Consider the following 18104-nt stretch of genomic DNA (forward strand, 5'->3'; position numbering starts at 1 on the left):
GCGATGACGGAGCGGGTCGTTGCGTTCACCGGCGCGACCCGCCCCACACCGACGCCCGCCACCACCGCTCAGGCCGCCGCCGCTCAGGCCACGGCCTGAGCCAGCGCCACTCCGCAGTAGGCCGCGCCCAGCCCGGCCAGCACACTGGCCACCGCGTTGGCCACCGCGTGGAAGCGGGCGCCCTCCTCCACCAGCCGGACCGTCTCGTACCCGAAGGTGGAGTACGTCGTCAGCGCCCCGCAGAACCCCGTGCCCGCCAGCGCCATCACCCCGTCGCCGGCGGGCAGCACGGCCAGGAACCCGAGCAGCGCCGACCCGGCCACGTTGACCGTCAGCGTCCCCCACGGGAAGACCGTGTCGTGGCGTGCCTGCACCGCCCGGTCCGCCAGATACCGCAGCGGCGCCCCTACGGCCGCGCCCAGCACGATCAGCAGCACCGTCATGGCGCGCACCGGCCACTCACCGCGCGTGCGCCGTCATCGGCCCGCCTGGCGGGCGCCGCCCTCATTTCGCCCTCGCCCGCGCGACAACGGGGATCCGCCTGGTCAGCCACATGCCCGCGACCACCGCCGCGAGCGCCGCCAGCAGGGTGCCCACCAGGTAGACCAGCCCCGTCACCGGCGCGCCCGCCTCCACCGCCTGCCGCACGCCGTCCGCGTACGTCGAGAACGTCGTGTAGCCGCCCAGCACCCCCACTCCAAGGAACGGCCGCACGAGCCGGTGGGCCCGCCGGACCTCGGTGATCACCACCATGAGCACCCCGATCAGCAGGCAGCCCGACACGTTGACCCAGAACGTCGCCCACGGGAAGTCCGCGGGACCGGCGGGCACGGCGGTCTGCAGGCCGTGCCGCGCCAGCGCTCCCAGCGCGCCGCCGGCCGCGATCACCGCGAGCACCTGACCGCTCACCTCGGCGCGCCGAGCGGGCACGTGGAGATCGGATGCCGGATCGATCGGGCGATCAGTCACGAAACCCTCCCCGTGTCGGCACCCCGGATGCCGGGCACCTCTCTAGACAACCTGGGGAGCCGCACGGAGGACCGGTTGAGCACGAAGGACGCGATCGCCTTCCTCGCAGGAGCCGTCATCGTCGTTTCTCTCATCAACAGCGCCAAGACCGGACCGGCCACCGCGGCCGGCCCTCTGGGCAACGTCAGCGGGACGCTGCCCGGCCTGGCACCTATCATCTCCGACGCGGAGAAGGCCGACGCGCGCGCCCTCATCAAGCGGCTGCGGGTCGAACGGCTCGGCCCCAACACCGGATACCGGCGCACGAGGTACGGAGCGAACTGGGCCGACGACGCCGTGGGGGTGCCGTACGCGCGCAACGGCTGCCGTACCCGGGACGACCTCCTGGCCCGCGACGGCCGCGACGTGACCTACCGGGCGGGCTCCAGCTGCGAGGTCGTCTCGATGAGGCTGGCCGACCCCTACACCGGCCGGATCATCCACTGGCGCAAGTCCCGCGCCGACGAGGTGCAGGTCGACCACGTGGTGCCGCTCAACTACGGCTGGCGCATGGGCGCGCCGCGCTGGCCGATGTCCAAGCGGCTCGACTTCGCCAACGACCCGCTCAACCTGCTGCCCGTGGACGGCGACACCAACGAGGACAAGGACGCCTCCGGCCCGTCACGCTGGCTGCCGCCGCGCCGGGTCATCCGCTGCGCCTACGTCACCCGCTTCGCGCAGGTCGCGCTCAAGTACGGCGTGCCGGTCACCCGCGCCGACAAGAAGGCCATGCTCGCCCAGTGCCGGTGACGGCTACCGCGGGTCGAGCCAGTCGAAACCGCGCTCGAACGTCTGTTCCGCCAGCACCCGCTGCCCGGCCGTGCTCGGATGGAAGTAGTCCCACCTGCTGACGTGCTCGAGGGTGAAGGGGAAGGAGAACACCGCGCCGCCGTCGGTGCGGCAGGCCGGCCCGTACGCGGCGCAGGCCCTGGCCGCCTCGCGGTTGTAGGCCATCGCCCGCTCCCGCACCCTGGACCTGCGCTCCTTGTCGGCCCGCTTGGCCGACTTGGGCCTGGCCAGCATCGTCTGGCAGATGCGGCCCAGCGTCCAGAACGACCGGGCGAGCGCCTGGTCCTTGCCCACGCGCCACAACCGCCGCAGGTCGGGAATGCTGGCGATGAACACCCTGGCGCCGGGCATCCCTGCCCGCAGCTCGTGCAGCGCCCGGTCCAGCCGGGCCCGGTAGGTCGACACGGGGGTCATCGCCTGCTCGGTGCGCACGCAGGCGTCCTGGGCGCCGATGAGGATCGTCACGTAGTCGGCCTTGGCCGCGACCGCCTTCTTCACCTGGCCGAGCAGGTCGGCGCTGGTCGAGCCGGGCGCGGCGAAGTTGAGGTTGTGCTTGTGGAGCGTTCCAGAGAGCTGCGACAGGCGCAGGTAGTGGCTGGACACCTCGCCGTGGTCGCCCGACGACCAGGAGCGTGAGGGGCAGGAGACGTACCAGCCGCAGGCGTTGAACCCGGTGGAGATCGAGTCGCCGAGCGCGGCCATGATCTCGGGAACGGGCTGGACGGCGGCGGCGCGCGCGACACCTGAGCCGGAGAGGACGACCACGGCGGCGAGGGAGGCGGAGCCCAGACGAGCGATCATGGCCCTAAGGTAGGGAGCCGATCACGAGGGTCCTATGACGTCAGGGCAAGGTCTGTCATTTCAGGACCGACTTCATATCGCCGCTTGACAGGGCCGCAGGTGGTGAGAGTGTGGCCGATACCCCTGCCCGTGCGGTCATATCCGGGTTCGATGTCCACAACCTCACATTCGCGGGGGTCCGAGTCGAACATGTTCAGTTCCCGCATAGAGTGTCTCGGGTGAGTGTCGCGCTCGGAACAACCCGCCCGCTACCGGTTCGCACCACCCCTGTCGGCGACCCCGGTGACCTGCTGGCTTCCCTGCCCAGGACGACACCTTACGCCTGGGTCAGAAACGGCGAGGGCCTGGTCGGCTGGGGCGAGGCCGCTCGGGTCACCGTCCCCCCGGGCCCCGGCCGGTTCGCCTGGGCCCGCCAGTGGCTGGCCACCGTCCTCGGCGACGCCCACGTCGACGACGCCGTGCGCACCCCCGCCTCGGGCCCCGTCGCCTTCGGCAGCTTCACCTTCGACGAGGACGCCCGCGGCTCCGTCCTGGTCGTGCCCCGGGCCGTGCTCGCCCGGCGCGACGGGCGCGCCTGGCTCACCACGATCGGCGAGGCGCCGCTGGAGACGTTCTCCCCCGTACGCGCGCCGGGCCGCATCAGCTACGGCGACGGCAGCCTGAGCGCTCCCGAGTGGGAGCACGTCGTCGCCCGCGCCGCGCGGCGCATCCGCGACGGCGAGCTGGAGAAGGTGGTGCTGGCCCGCGACCTGCTCGCCACCGCCGAACGGCCCATCGACGTGCGCCTGCTGCTCACCCGGCTGGCGCGGCGCTACCCCGAGTGCTACACGTTCTCGGTGGCGGGGCTGGTGGGGGCCACGCCCGAGCTGCTGATCCGGCGCACGGGCCAGGAGATCGAGTCGCTGGTGCTGGCCGGCACGACCCCGCGCGGCACCGGCCCCGCCGACGACCTCGCCAGAGGCGCCGCGCTGTTCGCGTCGGCGAAGGACCGCCACGAGCACGAGTGCGCGATCGCCTCCGTACGCGACACGCTGGCGCCGCTGTGCTCCGCGCTGATGACGCCCGACGAGCCCGAGCTGCTGATGTTGCCCAACGTCCAGCACCTGGCCAGCCACGTCACCGGCCGGCTGGCCGACGGGGCGTCGGTGCTCGACGTGGTCGCCGCGATGCACCCGACGGCGGCCGTCGGCGGCACCCCCACCGGCACCGCCATCGAGGTCATCCGCGAGCTGGAGGGCATGGACCGCGCGGGCTACGCCGGCCCCGTCGGGTGGATCGACGCCAACGGCGACGGCGAGTGGGGCATCGCGCTGCGCTCGGGGCTGGTGCAGGGGCGGCGGGCACGGTTGTTCGCCGGCGGCGGCATCATGGGCGACTCCGACCCGGCGGCCGAGCTGGCCGAGGCCCAGGCGAAGTTCCGTGTCATGCAGTACGCCCTGGAGGGCTGATCACTCCGGGACGTGGAGGTCTTCGCCCAGCGAGACGCGGGCCCGGCCGGCCGTCAGCCCGGCCACCCAGTCGGTGAACGCCGCCACCTCGTCGGCGCCCACCGCCACGCCGAAGCAGACCTCGCCCGCGTACGTCACGTCCCGCACCGTGTGGCGGGAGGCGCGCAGGTCGTTCTCCACCCGGCCGGCCTGGTCGTGGGCGACCGCCACGCGCACCAGCCTGGCCGGCACCATCCGCACCGGCTCGACCCGGTCCAGGGTCTCGGTCACCGCCGAACCGTAGGCCCGCACCAGCCCGCCCGCGCCCAGCAGGGTGCCGCCGAAATAGCGGGTCACCACCGCCACCACGTCGCTGAACCCCCTGCCCACCAGCGCCTGCACCATGGGCGTGCCCGCGGTGCCGCCCGGCTCGCCGTCGTCGTCGCCCTTCTGGATGCGCTCGCCGATGACGTAGGCCGTGCAGTTGTGGGTGGCGGACGGATGCCGCTGCCTGCGCTCGCCGATGAAGGCCGCCGCCTGCTCGACCGTGCGCGCCGGCGCCAGCGCGCAGATGAACCGCGAACGCCGCGCCTCGGTCTCGTGCTCGACGGTGGTGGTGATGGTCAGGTACGGCGCAGGCACATCCCCCAGGGTATTGCCCTCCGGCCTCACCCCAGGTCCTCGGCGCCCTTCTCCGTCGGCCTGGCAGGCGGCCCGTGACCGCCCAACCGGTCCATCTCCCGCCATTCGCGCCGCAGCCCCGTCAGGCTGGTGGTGAGCCCGTACGCGGAGCCGCCGGCCACCAGCACCGGCGCCAGCCCGGCCGCCGTGACCGCGACCCCGCCCAGCAGACCGCCCAGCGGGATTCCGGCCCAGGCCAGCGACGTCTGCAGGGCGTTCACCCGGCCGAGCAGGGGTCTTGGCACCCGCTCGTACGAGATCGCCCCCAGGATGGGGTTGACGAACCCGCTGGCGAACCCGCCGACCGCGAACACCGCCACGATGGCGTACAACGGCAGGTCGGTGGCCAGGATGAGGAATCTCGGCGGCCCGGCGATCAGGAACGCGGCGAAGAAGACCGGCCTGCGCCGCATGCGGTGCGCGACCGCCGCGGCGATCAAGCTGCCGCCGGCCGCGGTCACCCCCATCACGGCGCTGTTCAGGCCGAGGGCCGCGGGACCGTGGCCGGACTCCCTGGCCCACACGGGCGCGAGCACCTGGCTGAAGGCCGCGTCGAGCAGATTGGTGATGCCGACCATGAAGGCCACGGCGAGGAGCAGCGGCTCGCCGCGCAGGAACGTAAGGCCATGGCCGAAACGCCGCCAGTACCCCTCCTTGTCCTCCGGCGCCGGCGCGTGGTGTCCCATGCCACGCGGCAGCGCCCACGCCACCAGCATGGAGCCGAGAGCGAAACACGCGGCGCTGACCACCAGGCTCGTCATCGCGCCGGCCAGCGCCACGACCGCACCGCCGGCCGCGGGCCCGGCCGTCTGCGCCAGGCGATCCGTCACGCCCATGAGTCCGGCGGCCCGTTCCAGCGGCACCCGCCCGCGCTCGGACGCCTCCGGGACCATGACCTGTTTCGCCAGGTCTCCAGGACCCCTTGCCGTGCCGATCACCGCCACCAGCGCGATCAGCGCGCCGAGCGGCAGGAGACCGAGCCCGTGCAGCAGGACCACCGCCCCGGCGCCGGAGGCGCTCACCATGTCGGCGACCCACGAGATCCGGCGCGGCCCCCGGTCGACCATCGGCCCGGTCAAAGCTTTGGCCAGCACGTACGGCGCCATCTCCGCGAACGCCACCAGTCCCGTCTGAGCCGCGCTTCCGGTGGACTCCAGCACGAACCAGGGCAGCGCGATGGCCGACACGCGTGTCCCGGTCAGTGACACGGTCAGGGCGGCGAGCAGCCCGGTCAGCGGGCGTAAGGAGGCACGCCGTCCCCTCACGTGACCTCCGGCGGCTCGGGAAGCAGCTGGGTGATCAGCGAGACGCGCGCCGAGCCTTCGGGCGCGGCCACACCGGGCTCGTCCTGCCGGTAGCGGGCGACGACCGCGCCCAGTTCTTCGCGCAACCGCCGGCTCTCCTCCGGGGTGAGGCGCAGCGCGAACGAGCTGAGGTCGAGCACGTGCCGCCACTCGCCCGGCATCGTCTGCATCTCGTTGAGTGCCCGCTGGGTGCGCAGGTTGTAGAGGGCGGCGACGGACTGCATGTAGGCCAGCACCGCCTCCGGCTCCCGCTCGGCCAGCTCGTCGCCGGTCAGGTGGGTGGCGCGGTGGACCGAGCGCCACCAGCGCTCACGCGCGTTGCCGCGCTCGGTGTCCTCCGCGACGAAGCCCGCCGCGCCCAGCCTGCGCAGGTGGTAGCTGGCGGTGCCCGAGTTCACCCCGAGGCGCTCGGCCAGCCGCGTCGCGGTGGAGGGACCGTGCCGGCGCAGCAGGTCCACGAGTTGCACGCGAACCGGATGGGCCAGGGCGCGCAGACCCTTGGCATCGAGGACGACCACGCTGTCCCTGGATTGCGTCATGGGGGAGAGACTAAACCACCAACAGTTCTTCGCAAAGACTTCTTCGCGAAGAACTGTTGGCATTGACTCGGGCATGACATGCGACGGCCGCCCGGCCTGGAGCTCGGGCGGCCGTCGCGCCGGGTAATAAGGGGCCGTACAGGAGCGAGCGCCACCGTACGACGCCCGGCGCCTTTACGTTGTAGATCAACAGATCCCCCGATGGCACTAGGCGTACCTATGGGGTCTTTGCCCGGTGCATCCGCCCAGGTGAACGCCGGAATCGGTCAAGTGTCGCCCAAATTCACTCCCGTTCCAGCTCGTGCGCCAGCTCCTCCAGTTCCGCCCCGCCGGACATGAGCGCGGTCAGCTCCTGCGTGGTGATCTCGCCCTTGCCGTACTCGCCGAGGCTCGTGCCCCGGTTGAGCAGCAGGAACCGGTCGCCCACCGGGTAGGCGTGGTGCGGGTTGTGGGTGATGAAGACCACGCCGAGCCCCCGGTCGCGGGCCCTGGCGATGTAGCGCAGCACCACACCCGCCTGCTTGACCCCCAGCGCCGAGGTGGGCTCGTCCAGGATGAGGACGCGGGCGCCGAAGTACACGGCCCTGGCGATGGCCACCGACTGCCGCTCGCCCCCGGACAGCGTGCCGACCGGCTGGTCCACGTCGCGGATGTCGATCCCCATCGCGCGGAGCTCGTCGCGGGCCACCCGCCGGGCCTTGGCGACGTCGAAGGCAAGGCCCTTGCGCGGTTCGGAGCCGAGGAAGAAGTTCCGCCACACCGACATGAGCGGGATCATGGCCAGATCCTGGTAGACGGTGGCGATGCCGCGGTCGAGCGCCTCGCGCGGGCTGGCGAAGCTCACCTCCGCGCCGTCGACGAGCAGCGTGCCCGCGTCATGCCGGTGCACCCCGGCGAGGATCTTGATGAGCGTCGACTTGCCCGCGCCGTTGTCGCCGAGCACGCAGGTGACCTGTCCGCCCGTCACGCTCATCGACACGTCGCGCAGCGCCAGCACGGAGCCGAACGTCTTCCCGATGCCACGGGTCTCGAGAATCAATGCCGCACCTCCTCGGCGTACCGCCGGACCAGGCGGTTGGCCAGCGTCGCCAGCAGCAGCATCGCGCCGAGGAAGAACTTGAACCAGTCGGCGTCCCAGCCCAGGAAGACGATGCCCTTGTCGGCCATGCCGAAGATGACCGCGCCGATGGCGGCCCCGACGGCCGAGCCGTAGCCGCCCGTGAGCAGGCAGCCGCCGATCACGGCCGCGATGATGTAGATGAACTCCTGACCGATGCCGATGTTGGCCTGCACGGACGTGTAACGCAGCGCCATGATCGAGCCCACCAGCCAGGCCGCGAACGCCGTGGTCATGAACAATGCGATCTTCGTCCGCGCGGCCGGCACGCCCACGGCGCGGGCGGCCTGCTCGTTGCCCCCCACCGCGAAGATCCAGTTGCCGGCCCTGGAGCGCATGAGCACCCAGGTGGCCAGCGCGGTCACGAGGATCCACCACAGGATCGCCACGCGGAACGAGGTGCCGCCGATCTCGACCGTGCCCGCGAAGATCGCGCTCGCGCCCTCGAACCCCTCCGCCCGGCGCAGCCCGCTGACCTGGACGGTTCCGGTGATGGCCTTGGTGACGCCGAGGTTGATCCCCTGCAGCATGAGGAACGTGCCCAGGGTGACGATGAAGCTGGGCAGCCGCGTCCTGGTGACGATCAGGCCGTTGGCGTACCCGACGGCCAGCGCCACGACGAGGCCGGCGAGCATGGCCAGCCACACGTTGAGGCCGAACCGGGTGGCCAGCGTGACCAGGATCAGCCCGCTGGTGCCGGTCAGCACGCCGGCGGACAGGTCGAACTCGCCGCCGATCATCAGCAGCGCCACCGCGACCGCCATGATGCCGAGCGTGGCGGCCGGGTCGAGCCAGTTGGCGATGCCGGCCGGCGACCGGAACACCGGTGACTGGGTGGCGAAGAACACGAACACCACGACCAGGCCGACCACCGCGCCCAGTTCGGGCCTGATCAGCAGCCGCCGGACCATGCCGACGTCGGCCATGCGGTCGTCTGCCCGGGCCTGCGCGCCCGTCACGCGGCCTCCCCGGCGGACGGCGTCATCGGGTGCCCGCCTCGGCCAGCTTGGACACCTGCTCGGCGTTGTCCTTGGTGACGAAGCCCGGCCCGGTGTTGACCGGCAGGCCGCCGCCGACGGTGTTGAGGTTGGTCCTGTACAGGTTCAGGAACGTGATCGGCAGGTAGCCCTGCAGGTACTGCTGCTGGTCCACGGCGAACAGGATCTCGTCCGCCTTGATCGCGTCGACCACGTCGGCCGACAGGTCGAACGTGGCCAGCTTGGCCTGCGAGCCCGAGTCGCTGATCGCGTCCCTGGCGGCGACCGCGATGGCCGGGTTGAGCGCCAGCACGCCGTTGACCTGCTGGTCCGACTGGAGTTTCGCGGTGACCTTGGACGTCACGTCGGCCAGGTTGCTGATGTCCACCTGCAGCCGCTCGACCGTGCCGCCCAGCGTCTCCTCCGCGCCCTTGCAGCGCTGGTCGAGGCCGACGTTGCCGGCCTCGTGGACGACGCAGACCAGCTTGGTGACGCCGGCCGCCTTGAGCTGCTCGCCCGCGCCGCGCCCGGCGACGTCCTCCGACTGGCCGACGTGCGTGAGCGCGCCGAACGCCTTGGACGACTCGGCGCCCGAGTTGATCGTCACCACCGGGATCTTCGCCGCGACCGCCTTGCCGATGGCCTCCTTCAGCGCGTCGGGGTTGGCCATGGAGACCACGATGCCGTCCACCTTCCCGGAGACGGCCTGGTCGATGAGCTGCGACTGTTTGGCGGGGTCGCCGTCGCCCTGGTAGGTCACCTGCACGCCGTACTGCTCGCCCGCGGCCTCGGCGCCGTTCTTGACCACGTCCCAGAAGGAGTCGCCGGGCGCGCCGTGGGTGATGACCGAGAAACTCGCGTCACCGCCCCCGCCCGCGCCGGTGGAGGAGGCGGGAGGGGCGCTCTGCGCGCTCTCTCCTCCCGAGGAACAACCTGTCATGACCAGCGCGCCCACCAGGGCCAGCACGATCGGGGTACGTCTCACAGGACACCTCCAAGACCAACGGGCTAGCCACGGTTCTACCTCAATGTCAACACCATGTATAGACATGCGGACTAATGCGGCGATCTTCTTCTCTTCGCAGCCTGGTGCGTATCGTATACGCATAGCACAGAGAGTAGAACGGAATCGTACGTTCCCATATGATGGCGGCATGACCAGCGCACCCATGAGCGGCCGCAAGGCCCAGGCCGCACGTAACGACGAGCTGATCCTCCAGGCGGCCAGGGCGGTGTTCACCGCCGACCCCGGCGCCCCCATAGCGGCCGTGGCCGAGAGGGCGGGGGTCGGGATCAGCGCGCTCTACCGCCGTTATCCCAGCAAGGAGGCCCTGCTGCAGAAGCTCTGCGGCGACGGGCTGAAGCTCTACATCGAGGTGACCGAGCGGGCGCTGGCCGAGGAGGGCGACGCGTGGGAGGCGTTCGCCGGCTACCTGCGCGGCATCGTCGACGCCGACACCAACTCGCTGACGATCAGGCTGGCGGGCACCTTCCGCCCGACGGAGGAGCTCTATCGCGACGCCGTCAGGGCCGACGGCCTGGCCACGGAGATCCATCGCCGCACGGTCGAGGCGGGCGCGCTGCGGCCCGACGTGACGGTCGCCGACATCGCGCTGCTGCTGGAGCAGATCGCCTCGATCAAGCTGGGCGACGAGAAGCGCACCGCGCAGCTGCGCCACCGCTTCCTGGCGCTGGCGACGGACGCGCTGAGGGTGACGCCCGGCCACCGCGAGCTGCCCGGCCCGCCACCTGAGGACGACGAGCTCAAGGCCCGCTGGAACCCTGCCGGCTAGTCCTCGCCGGGCTTCCAGCCGAACACGTAGGCCATCACGAAGGCGAGCAGACCGGTCGCGCCCGCCGCCACGGTCATCGGCAGGCCCAGCGCGGACACCACGCCGGAGACCAGGCCCGGGCTTCCGGCGACGAGGCCGACAGCCTGGGCGAGCACGACGACGACCCCGAGGGCGAGGAACAGCACCAGGCCGATCTTGAACAGGACCATGGTCACGGTCTTGACGGCGTTCACGTTGTGACTTCCTCTCAGATCGGCAGCGCGCCGGTCGCCACCAGCACGCCGATGACCAGGGTCGGGATGACGAACCAGACGATCAGCCGGACGAACGTCCTGGCCGGGTCCACCTGGGCGATGCCGCAGGCGATGTAGATGGGGGCCGCGCCAGGCGGGGACGCCCCCTCCGTCGAGGCGAAGATCATGACGGCGGTGGCCGCGGCCGCGGGGTCCATCCCGGCCGCGGTCAGCGCGCTGAAGGCCACCCCGCCGACCGCGGCGATCGTCGCGGTGGAGGTCAGCGGCGCGGCGACGACCACGATCAGCAGGCCGACCACGGTGGCGATGACCACGGCGGGGGCGTCGAGCGCCTGCATGATCGTGGTCAGCTGCTCGACCAGGCCCAGCTCGCCCAGGGTGGCGGCGGCCGCGAAGGCGAAGAACAACGTCGCGCCGATGACCGCGTACCTGGGGCCCATGTCGGCGAGCAGCTCGCTCCAGGCGCGGCCGGTGCGCGGCAGCCGCTTCCACGCCACCGCGAGGGTGACCAGCACGGTCAGCACGGGGATCCACACGACGATGCTGACGTCGTCGGCCGCCGCCTCCCCCACCCGCGACTCCATGAGCTTGACGCCGAAGTCCAGGGTCATCAGCACCGGGATGACGATGCCCGCGTACACCAGCAGCGACGTCCACCCGGCCCGCAGAGCGGCCCGCAGCGGGACGATGTCGGCCGCGTCGGTGGCGGCGATCTTGTGCCGCCGCACCCAGAGGAACACCAGGACGAACCGGTACGCCACCGTCCACAACCCGCCCACGAGCGCGGGCACGAACAGCTGGTCGGCGGTCAGCACGGGCGCCACGGCGGCGGAACCGAGCAGCAGGAAGATCGACGAGCTCGGCGGGATCGAGATGCCGAGCCCGGCGTTGCCCGCCACCAGCGAGGCGGCCAGGTCGGGCCGCCAGCCCGACCTGGTCATCCACGGGATGGTCACCGACCCCACGGACGCGGCGATGCCGGACCCCGAGCCCGACGGCCCGCCGAGCAGGGCGGCCGCCGAGGTGGAGACGTATCCCGCGCCTCCGCGCAGCCGGCCGAAGACGGAGTTCAGCACGGTGACCTGCTCCTGGATGAGCCCCAGTTTGGTGAGCAGGTAACCCATGAACACGAACGCCAGCGCGGCGAAGACGACCTCCTCGGCCAGCGCCTCGGTGATGCCCGCCCAGGCCAGGCCGAAGAACTCGGTGCCACCGAACAGGCAGATGGCGACGAACCCGAGGAGCATCGCCTCACCGATGCCGCGTTTCAGCACGCCGTTCCAGACGACGATGATGGCGATGTAGGCGACGAGCGCCCATACGGCGATTCCCATGGCGAAATTCCTCCAGTGGGGGACGATTCCACGCGTTCCGGACGGCGGACGGCGGACGGGGGTCCGGGGTCAGCCGTCCGAGGACGGCGGATCGGCGAGCCTGTGGGCCAGCTCCACGGTGCGGCGGGCCCTGGCGACGATGGGAGCGTCCACGAAACGGCCGTCGGGCAGCGCGAGCGCGCCCGTGTCGGTCCGCTCGGCCCGTTCGGCGGCCTCGACGATCTCGGCGGCTCTGGCCACCTCCTCGCGGTCCGGGCGGAAGGCCTGCCGGATCACGGGGATCTGGCGGGGGTGGATCGCGGTCCTGCCGAACAGGCCGAGCGCGCGGCCGGCCCGGCACGAGGCCAGCAGGCCGGCCTCGTCCTTGACGTCCGGATAGACGGACATGGGCACCGGCGGCAGGCCCGCCGCGGCGGCGGCCAGCACGACCTGGAGCCTGAGGTGGTTCATGGCGTGCTCGTCGGCGACGGCCAGCTCGGCGGCCAGGTCCTGCTCGCCGAGCGCCACCCCGGCGACGCTCGGGTGGGCGGCGATCTCGCGGGCGGCGACGATCCCCGCCGCCGACTCCAGCAGCGCGTACGCGGGCACCCCGGCGATCGTGTCCAACGAGGCGGGCGATTCGACCTTCGGCAGCCGCACACCGTCGGCGAGGCCGGCGACCGCCTCCAGATCGGCCCGGCCGCGCCCGGTCGCCAGGTCGTTGACCCGGACGTGCACCTGGACCGCCGCGTCGCCGGACGGGCCGTCCCGGCGGGAACGCAGGTAGGCGACGGCGTTGGCGCGGGCCTCGTCCTTGCGGGCGGGGGCGACCGCGTCCTCGAGGTCGAGGATCACGACGTCGGCTCCGGACGCGACCGCCTTGCCGAACCGCTCGGGCCGGTCGCCGGGCACGTACAACCAGGTCACGGGCGGGTTCACGCGATCACTCCGGCTTCGCGCAGCGCCGCGATCCGCTCGTCCGGGTAGTCCAGCTCGGCGAGCACCTCGTCGGTGTCCCTGCCCAGGGGCCGGCCCGGCCAGCGGATCTCGCCCGGCGTGTCCGACATGCGGAACAGCACGTTCTGCATGGTGACCGAGCCGAGTTCCTCGTCGGGCACGTCCACGAACGTGTTCAGCGCCGCGTACTGCGGGTCGCCCGCGACGTCGGAGACGTCGTAGATGGGCGCGACCGCGGCCTGCACCTCCTCGAAGCGGGCGATGACCTCGTCGGCGTCCCGCTCGGCGATCCAGGAGGCGACCGCCTCGTCCAGCTCGTCGACGTGCTGGACCCGCCCGTGCCCGCTGGCGAACCACGGCTGCTCGACGAGGTCGGGCCGCCCCACGAGGGTCACCACCCGCTCGGCGATCGGCTGGGCGCTGGTGGAGATGGCCAGCCAGCGGCCGTCGCGGGTGCGGTAGGTGTTGCGGGGGGCGTTGCTGGTGGAGCGGTTGCCGGTGCGCTCGGGCACGATCCCGAGCGCCTTGTACGCGCTCACCTGCGGCCCCAGCAGGCCGAGGATGGGCTCGATGATGGCCAGGTCGATGACCTGCCCGCGCCCGGTGCTCTCGCGGGCGCGCAGCGCCACCATGATCGCGTACGACATGGCCAGGCCGGCGATGCCGTCGGCGAGGGCCAGCGGCGGCAGCGTCGGCGGGCCGTCGGGCTGGCCGGTCATGGCCGCGAACCCGCTCATGGCCTCGGCCAGCGTCCCGAACCCGGGCCGCGCGGACATCGGCCCGAACTGCCCGAAGCCGGTCATCCGTGCGACGATCAGCCGCGGGTTGACCCCCAGGAGGTCCTCGGGGGCCAGGTTCCAGCGCTCCAGGGTGCCGGGGCGGAAGTTCTCGATCAGCACGTCGGACCGCTCGGCCAGGCGGCGCAGGATCTCCTGCCCCTCGGCCTGCGACAGGTCGACGGCCGCGTTGCGTTTGTTGCGCGACAGCGTCTTCCACCACAGCCCCACACCGTCCACGGAGGCACCGTGCCCGCGTGAGGGATCGCCGCGGCGGGGATGCTCGATCTTGATCACATCGGCGCCGAAGTCGCCCAGCATCATCGCGGCGGAGGGACCGGCGAACAACGTCGCCGCGTCGATGACCCGCAGGTCAGCGAGGCTAGTCATGGGAATGTAACTTATAAGAAATATGTCATAGGTCAAGACGTTCGCCTGATTGGTCCTGAATCTGGGAGACACTTGACGCATGCCGACCCCACGACCGCCCATGAGCAAGGCCGAGTACGTCTACAGCGTGCTCCTCGACGAGATCCGCAGCGCGCGGATCCCCGGCGGCACGGCGTTGCGGGCCGGAGAGGTGGCCAAACGGCTCGGGGTGTCGGTCACGCCCGTGCGCGAGGCCCTGCGCAGGCTGGAGAAGGACCGGCTGATCAGCTATGAGGCACACCACGGCGCGACCGTGGTCGACCTGGGCGACGAGGCGCTCGCGGAATACTACGGCCTGCGCGCGGTCGTCGAGGGCCTGGGCGCGCGGCTGGCGGCGGCCAGGATCACTCCGGAGCAGCTGGCCTCGCTGCGCGAGCTGCACGCCGCGATGGCCGAGGACGCCGAACACGGCCGGTACGACCTGCTCGGCGAGCAGAGCAGGCGCTTCCACCTGAGCATCGTCGACATCGGCGGCCCCGCCTTCCTTGGCGGGCACGCCCGATCGGTGCGCAACAGCTTCCCCGTGCCCGCCGAGGCGTCACTCTGGCTGGACGAGGCCCAGGTCAAGGCCCAGATGGCGGCGCACGAGGGCATCCTCGCGGCGCTCGCGGCCGGCGACGGGGCGGCCGCGGAACGCATCATGGTCGACCACGTCAACCGCGCCGGCGAGTTCCGCAAGGAGACCCCCGGCCCGCTGACGGGCGGCCTGGCATGACCGGCGTCAAGGGGGTCCTGTTCGACCTGGACGGCACGCTGCTCGACCACCGGGGCGCCGCCGACGGCGCCATCGTCTCCTGGGTCTCCGCCCGCGCGCCCGGCCATCCCCGGCTGGGCGAGGTGGCCGCGCTCTGGGCGGAGCTGGAGGGGCCGTACCTCGCGATGTGGCAGCGCGGCGAGTGCTCGGTGCAGGAGCAGCGGCGGCTGCGGCTGAGCGCGCTCTGCGCCGAACTGGCCGTGCCCGAGCCCGGCGACCTCGACGCGGCCTACGCCGACTTCACCGGCCGCTACCGGCGCGGCTGGGCGGCCTTCCCCGACGCGGCGGAGGCGGTGAAGAAGCTGGGCGGGTTCGCGCTCGGCGTGCTGACGAACGGCGCCCAACCGGTGCAGGAGGAGAAGGTCCGGGCGATCGGACTGGGCGGGCTGGTCGGCCCGGTGCTGACGGGCGAGGTGCTGGGCGGGCACTTCAAGCCGTCACCCTCGTCGTACACGAGGGCCGCCGCGGCGCTCGGCCTGGCGCCGGAGGAGGTCGTGCTGGTGGGCGACGACGTGGTGAACGACGTGACGGGGCCGGCGGCGGCCGGGATGCGCTCGGTCTGGCTCGACCGGCTCGGCGTGCAGCGGCCGCCCGCCGGGTTCCCCCGCATCACCTCACTGACCGGCCTGGCGCGGCTCGTCGGCGACCTCGGCCAGCACGGAGTGCTCTAAGGCGAAGCCGCCCACGTGCGCCAGGTAGTCGCCGGGGGCCAGAGGATCTCCCAGGTAGACGCCGCCCGCCCGGCGCACCAGCAGGGCTCCCGCCGCCACGTCCCACGGGTTGGCCCGGGTGCCGTACGCGGCGTCGGACCATCCGGCGGCCACGTGCGCCAGGTTCAGCGCCGCGCTGCCCGGCCTGCGCACGGCGGCGAAGGACTCGAGGAAGCGCCGGTAGCGCCGCAGCGCCTCGTCGCCCTCCGCGTCCAGGTCGTGGGGTGAGGGGTAGCTCGTCAGCAGCATCGCCTCGCGGTCGGCGGCAGCGCCGGCGCTGCGCAGCGGGGTGCCGTTACACCAGGCGCCGTCGGCGGAGGCGGTGAACTCGTCCTCGCGCACCGGGTCGTACACCACCCCCGCCACCAGCTCGCCCCCGACGGCGGCGGCGATGGACACGCAGAAGAACGGCAGCCCGGCGGCGAAGTTGGCGGTGCCGTCGATGGGATCGACGTACCAGACGAGGTCGCCGGAGCCGGTCGTGCCGCCCTCCTCCCCCACGATCACGCTGACGGGGAAACGGGCGCCGATGACCGCGCGGATGGTCTCCTCGGCCGCCCTGTCGTGCTCGGTCACGGGATCGTGGAAGTCCCGTTTGGTGGTCACACCGGGCCGGGATCTGAAGGCCTTGCGCAGCCTGGGCCCGACGGCCCTGGCCGCTTCGGTGGCGGTGTCCAGCAGAGGGGTCACGTCCATGTGGTGCTCCAGCTTCAGCCGATCGAGGTCATCGCAACCGTCATGCCCAATCCCGAGCGCCACGCACGCCCTTTCATGACCTGTTTGTCAGGACATTATGACCTCGGTTAAGCTGATCAGTATGAGCCGCGATCTCGCCATCGACCTGGATCGATCCAGCCCCGTGCCGCTCTATTTCCAGGTGGCCGAGCAGATCGCCGAGGCGATCCGGCGGGGTGACCTGGCTCCGGGCTCGCGGCTGGACAACGAGATCCTGCTGGCCGACAAGCTCGGCCTGTCGCGGCCCACGATCCGCCAGGCGATCCAGTATCTCGTGGACAAGGGCCTGCTCGTCCGCAAGCGCGGCGTCGGCACGCAGGTGGTGCACGGGCAGGTCAAACGCTCGGTGGAGCTGACGAGCCTCTACGACGACCTGCGCAGGGCCGGCCAGGAGCCGGCCACGCAGGTGCTGGCCCTGGAGCCGCACCCGGTCGACGACGACATCGCCGCCATCCTGGGCGTGGAGGCCGGCACGGAGATCCTCTATCTCGAACGCCTGCGCTTCGCGGCCGGCGAGCCGCTGGCCGTGCTGCACAACTGGCTGCCGCTCGGGCTGGCCCCGCTCACCGCCGCCGACCTCGAGGGCCGCGGCCTGTACGAGCTGCTGCGCGGCGCGGGCGTGCGGATGAGGGTGGCCAACCAGCGCATCGGCGCCCGCGCCGCCAGCCAGTCCGAGGCGAAGCTGCTGGACGAGCGCCGCGGCGCCCCCCTGCTCACCATGATCCGGACGACGTACGACGACCAGGGCCGGGCCGTCGAACACGGCTCGCACGTCTACCGCGCCTCGCACTACTCCCTGGAGGTCACCCTCATCGAGCGCTGAGGCCGCGACTCCTCGCGCGCCCAGCCGGACGGATATGCGCCGCACCGCGCATGCACTCCGACAGGCGGGCTCACACGGACTCAACAGGTTCTCAACACGGCGCCGCCTACCGTCCTGTCATCAGCCCGGTCACGGGGACCGACACCGACGGAAGAGGAAAGATGCGCACCAGAACGATCGTCGCCGCGGGCGTCTTCGCGGCCGCCGCCATAGCCGTCTCCCCCGCCCCCGCGCAGGCGGCGGCGCCGTCCTGCCTCACCTACAAGCTCGACGACGACGGCGGCAAGGACGAGCTGTGGGTCTGGAGCACCTGCAAGGGGGCGAAGAGCTACAAGGTCAGGCTCGCCAACGGCCAGGACATGCCCTGCACGTACAAGAAGCCCGGCAGCGGCTACGACAAGTGGTGGTGGAACTGGCCACGCCGCTTCGACGGGCTCGTGAGCTGCTGACCCGTACCTCCTTCACACCGGCGAACCCTCACAAACGAACAGGGAGCACCCCACCATGCGCGCAACCACCATCGCCATGCTCGCCCTGGCCGGGTTCGCGGCCACGACGGTCGCCGCCCCCGCTCACGCCGCCGCCGCGGCCTCGGGGCGGGCGCCCTCCTGCCTGGCGTACAAGCTCGACGACGACGGCGCCCAGGACGAGCTGTGGGTCTGGAACAACTGCTCCAAGGGCGTGGAGTTCCGGGTCCGGCTGGCCAACGGACCGGACGGCGTCTGCACGTACAAGGAGCCCGGCAGCCGTTACAGCAAGTTCACCTGGGAATGGCCGCAGCGTTTCGACGGGCTCAGGACCTGCTGAGACACGCCGGCCGCGCGCGCCGGCGCCGGCCTGGCAGCCACGAATCCCGACCCGTCCGGAAATTTCCGGACGGGTCATCTTCTTGTCACCAGTGCACTCCCGGCCCTTGG

General features: G+C 72.0%; 22 protein-coding genes. 8 read left to right on the forward strand and 14 right to left on the reverse strand.

What is annotated here, in order from left to right; genetic code table 11:
* Positions 1 to 83: 83 nt before the first annotated feature.
* Both crcB and ABGB14_RS16570 read right to left on the reverse strand, forming a co-directional pair.
* The gene (crcB, locus tag ABGB14_RS16565) at positions 84 to 443 is read right to left on the reverse strand and encodes a fluoride efflux transporter CrcB (protein ID WP_347644542.1); all 360 of its coding nucleotides are present in this window, start codon (positions 441 to 443) and stop codon (positions 84 to 86) included.
* A 61-nt stretch (positions 444 to 504) separates the two neighbouring features.
* Positions 505 to 969 carry a CrcB family protein gene (locus ABGB14_RS16570; RefSeq protein ID WP_347644543.1) on the reverse strand — a complete coding sequence of 155 codons (465 nt, stop codon included), beginning with the start codon at positions 967 to 969 and terminating at the stop codon, positions 505 to 507.
* Between the two features lie 75 nt (positions 970 to 1044).
* Between ABGB14_RS16570 and ABGB14_RS16575 the strand changes: the two genes are divergently transcribed.
* A complete protein-coding gene (locus ABGB14_RS16575) occupies positions 1045 to 1758 on the forward strand; it encodes an HNH endonuclease family protein (RefSeq protein ID WP_347644544.1) in 714 nt (237 codons plus the stop codon).
* A gap of 3 nt (positions 1759 to 1761) precedes the next feature.
* On the opposite strand, the gene ABGB14_RS16580 is transcribed toward ABGB14_RS16575, so the two are convergent.
* Complete coding sequence (locus ABGB14_RS16580; RefSeq protein WP_347644545.1) at positions 1762 to 2598, reverse strand: SGNH/GDSL hydrolase family protein; 837 nt, start codon at positions 2596 to 2598, stop codon at positions 1762 to 1764.
* Positions 2599 to 2816: 218 nt separating this feature from the next.
* Here ABGB14_RS16580 and ABGB14_RS16585 point away from each other — a divergent pair, with 218 nt between their 5' ends.
* Positions 2817 to 4046, forward strand: a complete 1230-nt coding sequence (locus ABGB14_RS16585; RefSeq protein WP_347644546.1) for an isochorismate synthase — start codon at positions 2817 to 2819, stop codon at positions 4044 to 4046.
* Here the strand turns inward: ABGB14_RS16585 and ABGB14_RS16590 are convergent, their stop codons facing one another.
* From ABGB14_RS16590 to ABGB14_RS16615, 6 genes are all read right to left on the reverse strand, one after another.
* On the reverse strand, positions 4047 to 4667 hold the full coding sequence (locus tag ABGB14_RS16590; RefSeq protein WP_347644547.1) for a YigZ family protein: 621 nt from the start codon (positions 4665 to 4667) through the stop codon (positions 4047 to 4049).
* Between the two features lie 26 nt (positions 4668 to 4693).
* On the reverse strand, positions 4694 to 5971 hold the full coding sequence (locus ABGB14_RS16595; protein WP_347644548.1) for an MFS transporter: 1278 nt from the start codon (positions 5969 to 5971) through the stop codon (positions 4694 to 4696).
* Complete coding sequence (locus tag ABGB14_RS16600) at positions 5968 to 6549, reverse strand: helix-turn-helix domain-containing protein (RefSeq protein ID WP_347644549.1); 582 nt, start codon at positions 6547 to 6549, stop codon at positions 5968 to 5970. The genes ABGB14_RS16595 and ABGB14_RS16600 overlap by 4 nt, the downstream gene beginning before the upstream one ends.
* 283 nt (positions 6550 to 6832) lie before the next feature.
* Positions 6833 to 7588, reverse strand: coding sequence for an ATP-binding cassette domain-containing protein (locus ABGB14_RS16605; RefSeq protein WP_347644550.1), 756 nt, complete (start codon positions 7586 to 7588; stop codon positions 6833 to 6835).
* Positions 7585 to 8592, reverse strand: a complete 1008-nt coding sequence (locus ABGB14_RS16610; RefSeq protein WP_347644783.1) for an ABC transporter permease — start codon at positions 8590 to 8592, stop codon at positions 7585 to 7587. Before ABGB14_RS16610 ends, ABGB14_RS16605 begins: the two co-directional genes overlap by 4 nt.
* A 55-nt stretch (positions 8593 to 8647) precedes the next feature.
* Positions 8648 to 9628, reverse strand: a complete 981-nt coding sequence (locus tag ABGB14_RS16615) for a sugar ABC transporter substrate-binding protein (RefSeq protein ID WP_347644551.1) — start codon at positions 9626 to 9628, stop codon at positions 8648 to 8650.
* 169 nt (positions 9629 to 9797) lie between these two features.
* Between ABGB14_RS16615 and ABGB14_RS16620 the strand changes: the two genes are divergently transcribed.
* Entirely contained in the window at positions 9798 to 10436 is a 639-nt protein-coding gene (locus tag ABGB14_RS16620; protein WP_347644552.1) for a TetR/AcrR family transcriptional regulator, read from the forward strand.
* Here ABGB14_RS16620 and ABGB14_RS16625 read toward each other — a convergent pair.
* The 4 genes from ABGB14_RS16625 to ABGB14_RS16640 form a co-directional block, all read right to left on the reverse strand.
* Positions 10433 to 10669, reverse strand: coding sequence for a hypothetical protein (locus tag ABGB14_RS16625; RefSeq protein ID WP_347644553.1), 237 nt, complete (start codon positions 10667 to 10669; stop codon positions 10433 to 10435). The two genes, ABGB14_RS16620 and ABGB14_RS16625, sit on opposite strands and share 4 nt — an antisense overlap.
* Before the next feature lie 14 nt (positions 10670 to 10683).
* A complete protein-coding gene (locus ABGB14_RS16630; RefSeq protein WP_347644554.1) occupies positions 10684 to 12024 on the reverse strand; it encodes a TRAP transporter large permease subunit in 1341 nt (446 codons plus the stop codon).
* Between the two features lie 69 nt (positions 12025 to 12093).
* The gene (locus ABGB14_RS16635; RefSeq protein ID WP_347644555.1) at positions 12094 to 12942 is read right to left on the reverse strand and encodes a CoA ester lyase; all 849 of its coding nucleotides are present in this window, start codon (positions 12940 to 12942) and stop codon (positions 12094 to 12096) included.
* Positions 12939 to 14126: a CoA transferase gene (locus ABGB14_RS16640; protein WP_347644556.1), complete on the reverse strand. Its 1188-nt coding sequence runs from the start codon at positions 14124 to 14126 to the stop codon at positions 12939 to 12941. Before ABGB14_RS16640 ends, ABGB14_RS16635 begins: the two co-directional genes overlap by 4 nt.
* 79 nt (positions 14127 to 14205) lie before the next feature.
* Between ABGB14_RS16640 and ABGB14_RS16645 the strand changes: the two genes are divergently transcribed.
* Positions 14206 to 14880 carry a GntR family transcriptional regulator gene (locus ABGB14_RS16645; RefSeq protein ID WP_347644557.1) on the forward strand — a complete coding sequence of 225 codons (675 nt, stop codon included), beginning with the start codon at positions 14206 to 14208 and terminating at the stop codon, positions 14878 to 14880.
* Positions 14877 to 15590 (forward strand): HAD family hydrolase, encoded by a 714-nt coding sequence (locus tag ABGB14_RS16650; protein ID WP_347644558.1) that lies wholly within the window; start codon positions 14877 to 14879, stop codon positions 15588 to 15590. The genes ABGB14_RS16645 and ABGB14_RS16650 overlap by 4 nt, the downstream gene beginning before the upstream one ends.
* Here the strand turns inward: ABGB14_RS16650 and ABGB14_RS16655 are convergent.
* Entirely contained in the window at positions 15534 to 16325 is a 792-nt protein-coding gene (locus tag ABGB14_RS16655; protein WP_347644559.1) for an inositol monophosphatase family protein, read from the reverse strand. The genes ABGB14_RS16650 and ABGB14_RS16655 overlap by 57 nt on opposite strands.
* Positions 16326 to 16446: 121 nt before the next feature.
* On the opposite strand from ABGB14_RS16655, the gene ABGB14_RS16660 reads away from it, so the two are divergent.
* From ABGB14_RS16660 to ABGB14_RS16670, 3 genes are all read left to right on the forward strand, one after another.
* A complete protein-coding gene (locus tag ABGB14_RS16660; RefSeq protein ID WP_347644560.1) occupies positions 16447 to 17187 on the forward strand; it encodes a GntR family transcriptional regulator in 741 nt (246 codons plus the stop codon).
* Between the two features lie 161 nt (positions 17188 to 17348).
* Entirely contained in the window at positions 17349 to 17636 is a 288-nt protein-coding gene (locus tag ABGB14_RS16665) for a hypothetical protein (protein ID WP_347644561.1), read from the forward strand.
* Between the two features lie 55 nt (positions 17637 to 17691).
* Entirely contained in the window at positions 17692 to 17994 is a 303-nt protein-coding gene (locus ABGB14_RS16670) for a hypothetical protein (protein WP_347644562.1), read from the forward strand.
* Positions 17995 to 18104 lie beyond the last annotated feature (110 nt).

This window comes from Nonomuraea sp. B10E15, from assembly GCF_039871615.1.
Taxonomy (GTDB): domain Bacteria; phylum Actinomycetota; class Actinomycetes; order Streptosporangiales; family Streptosporangiaceae; genus Nonomuraea.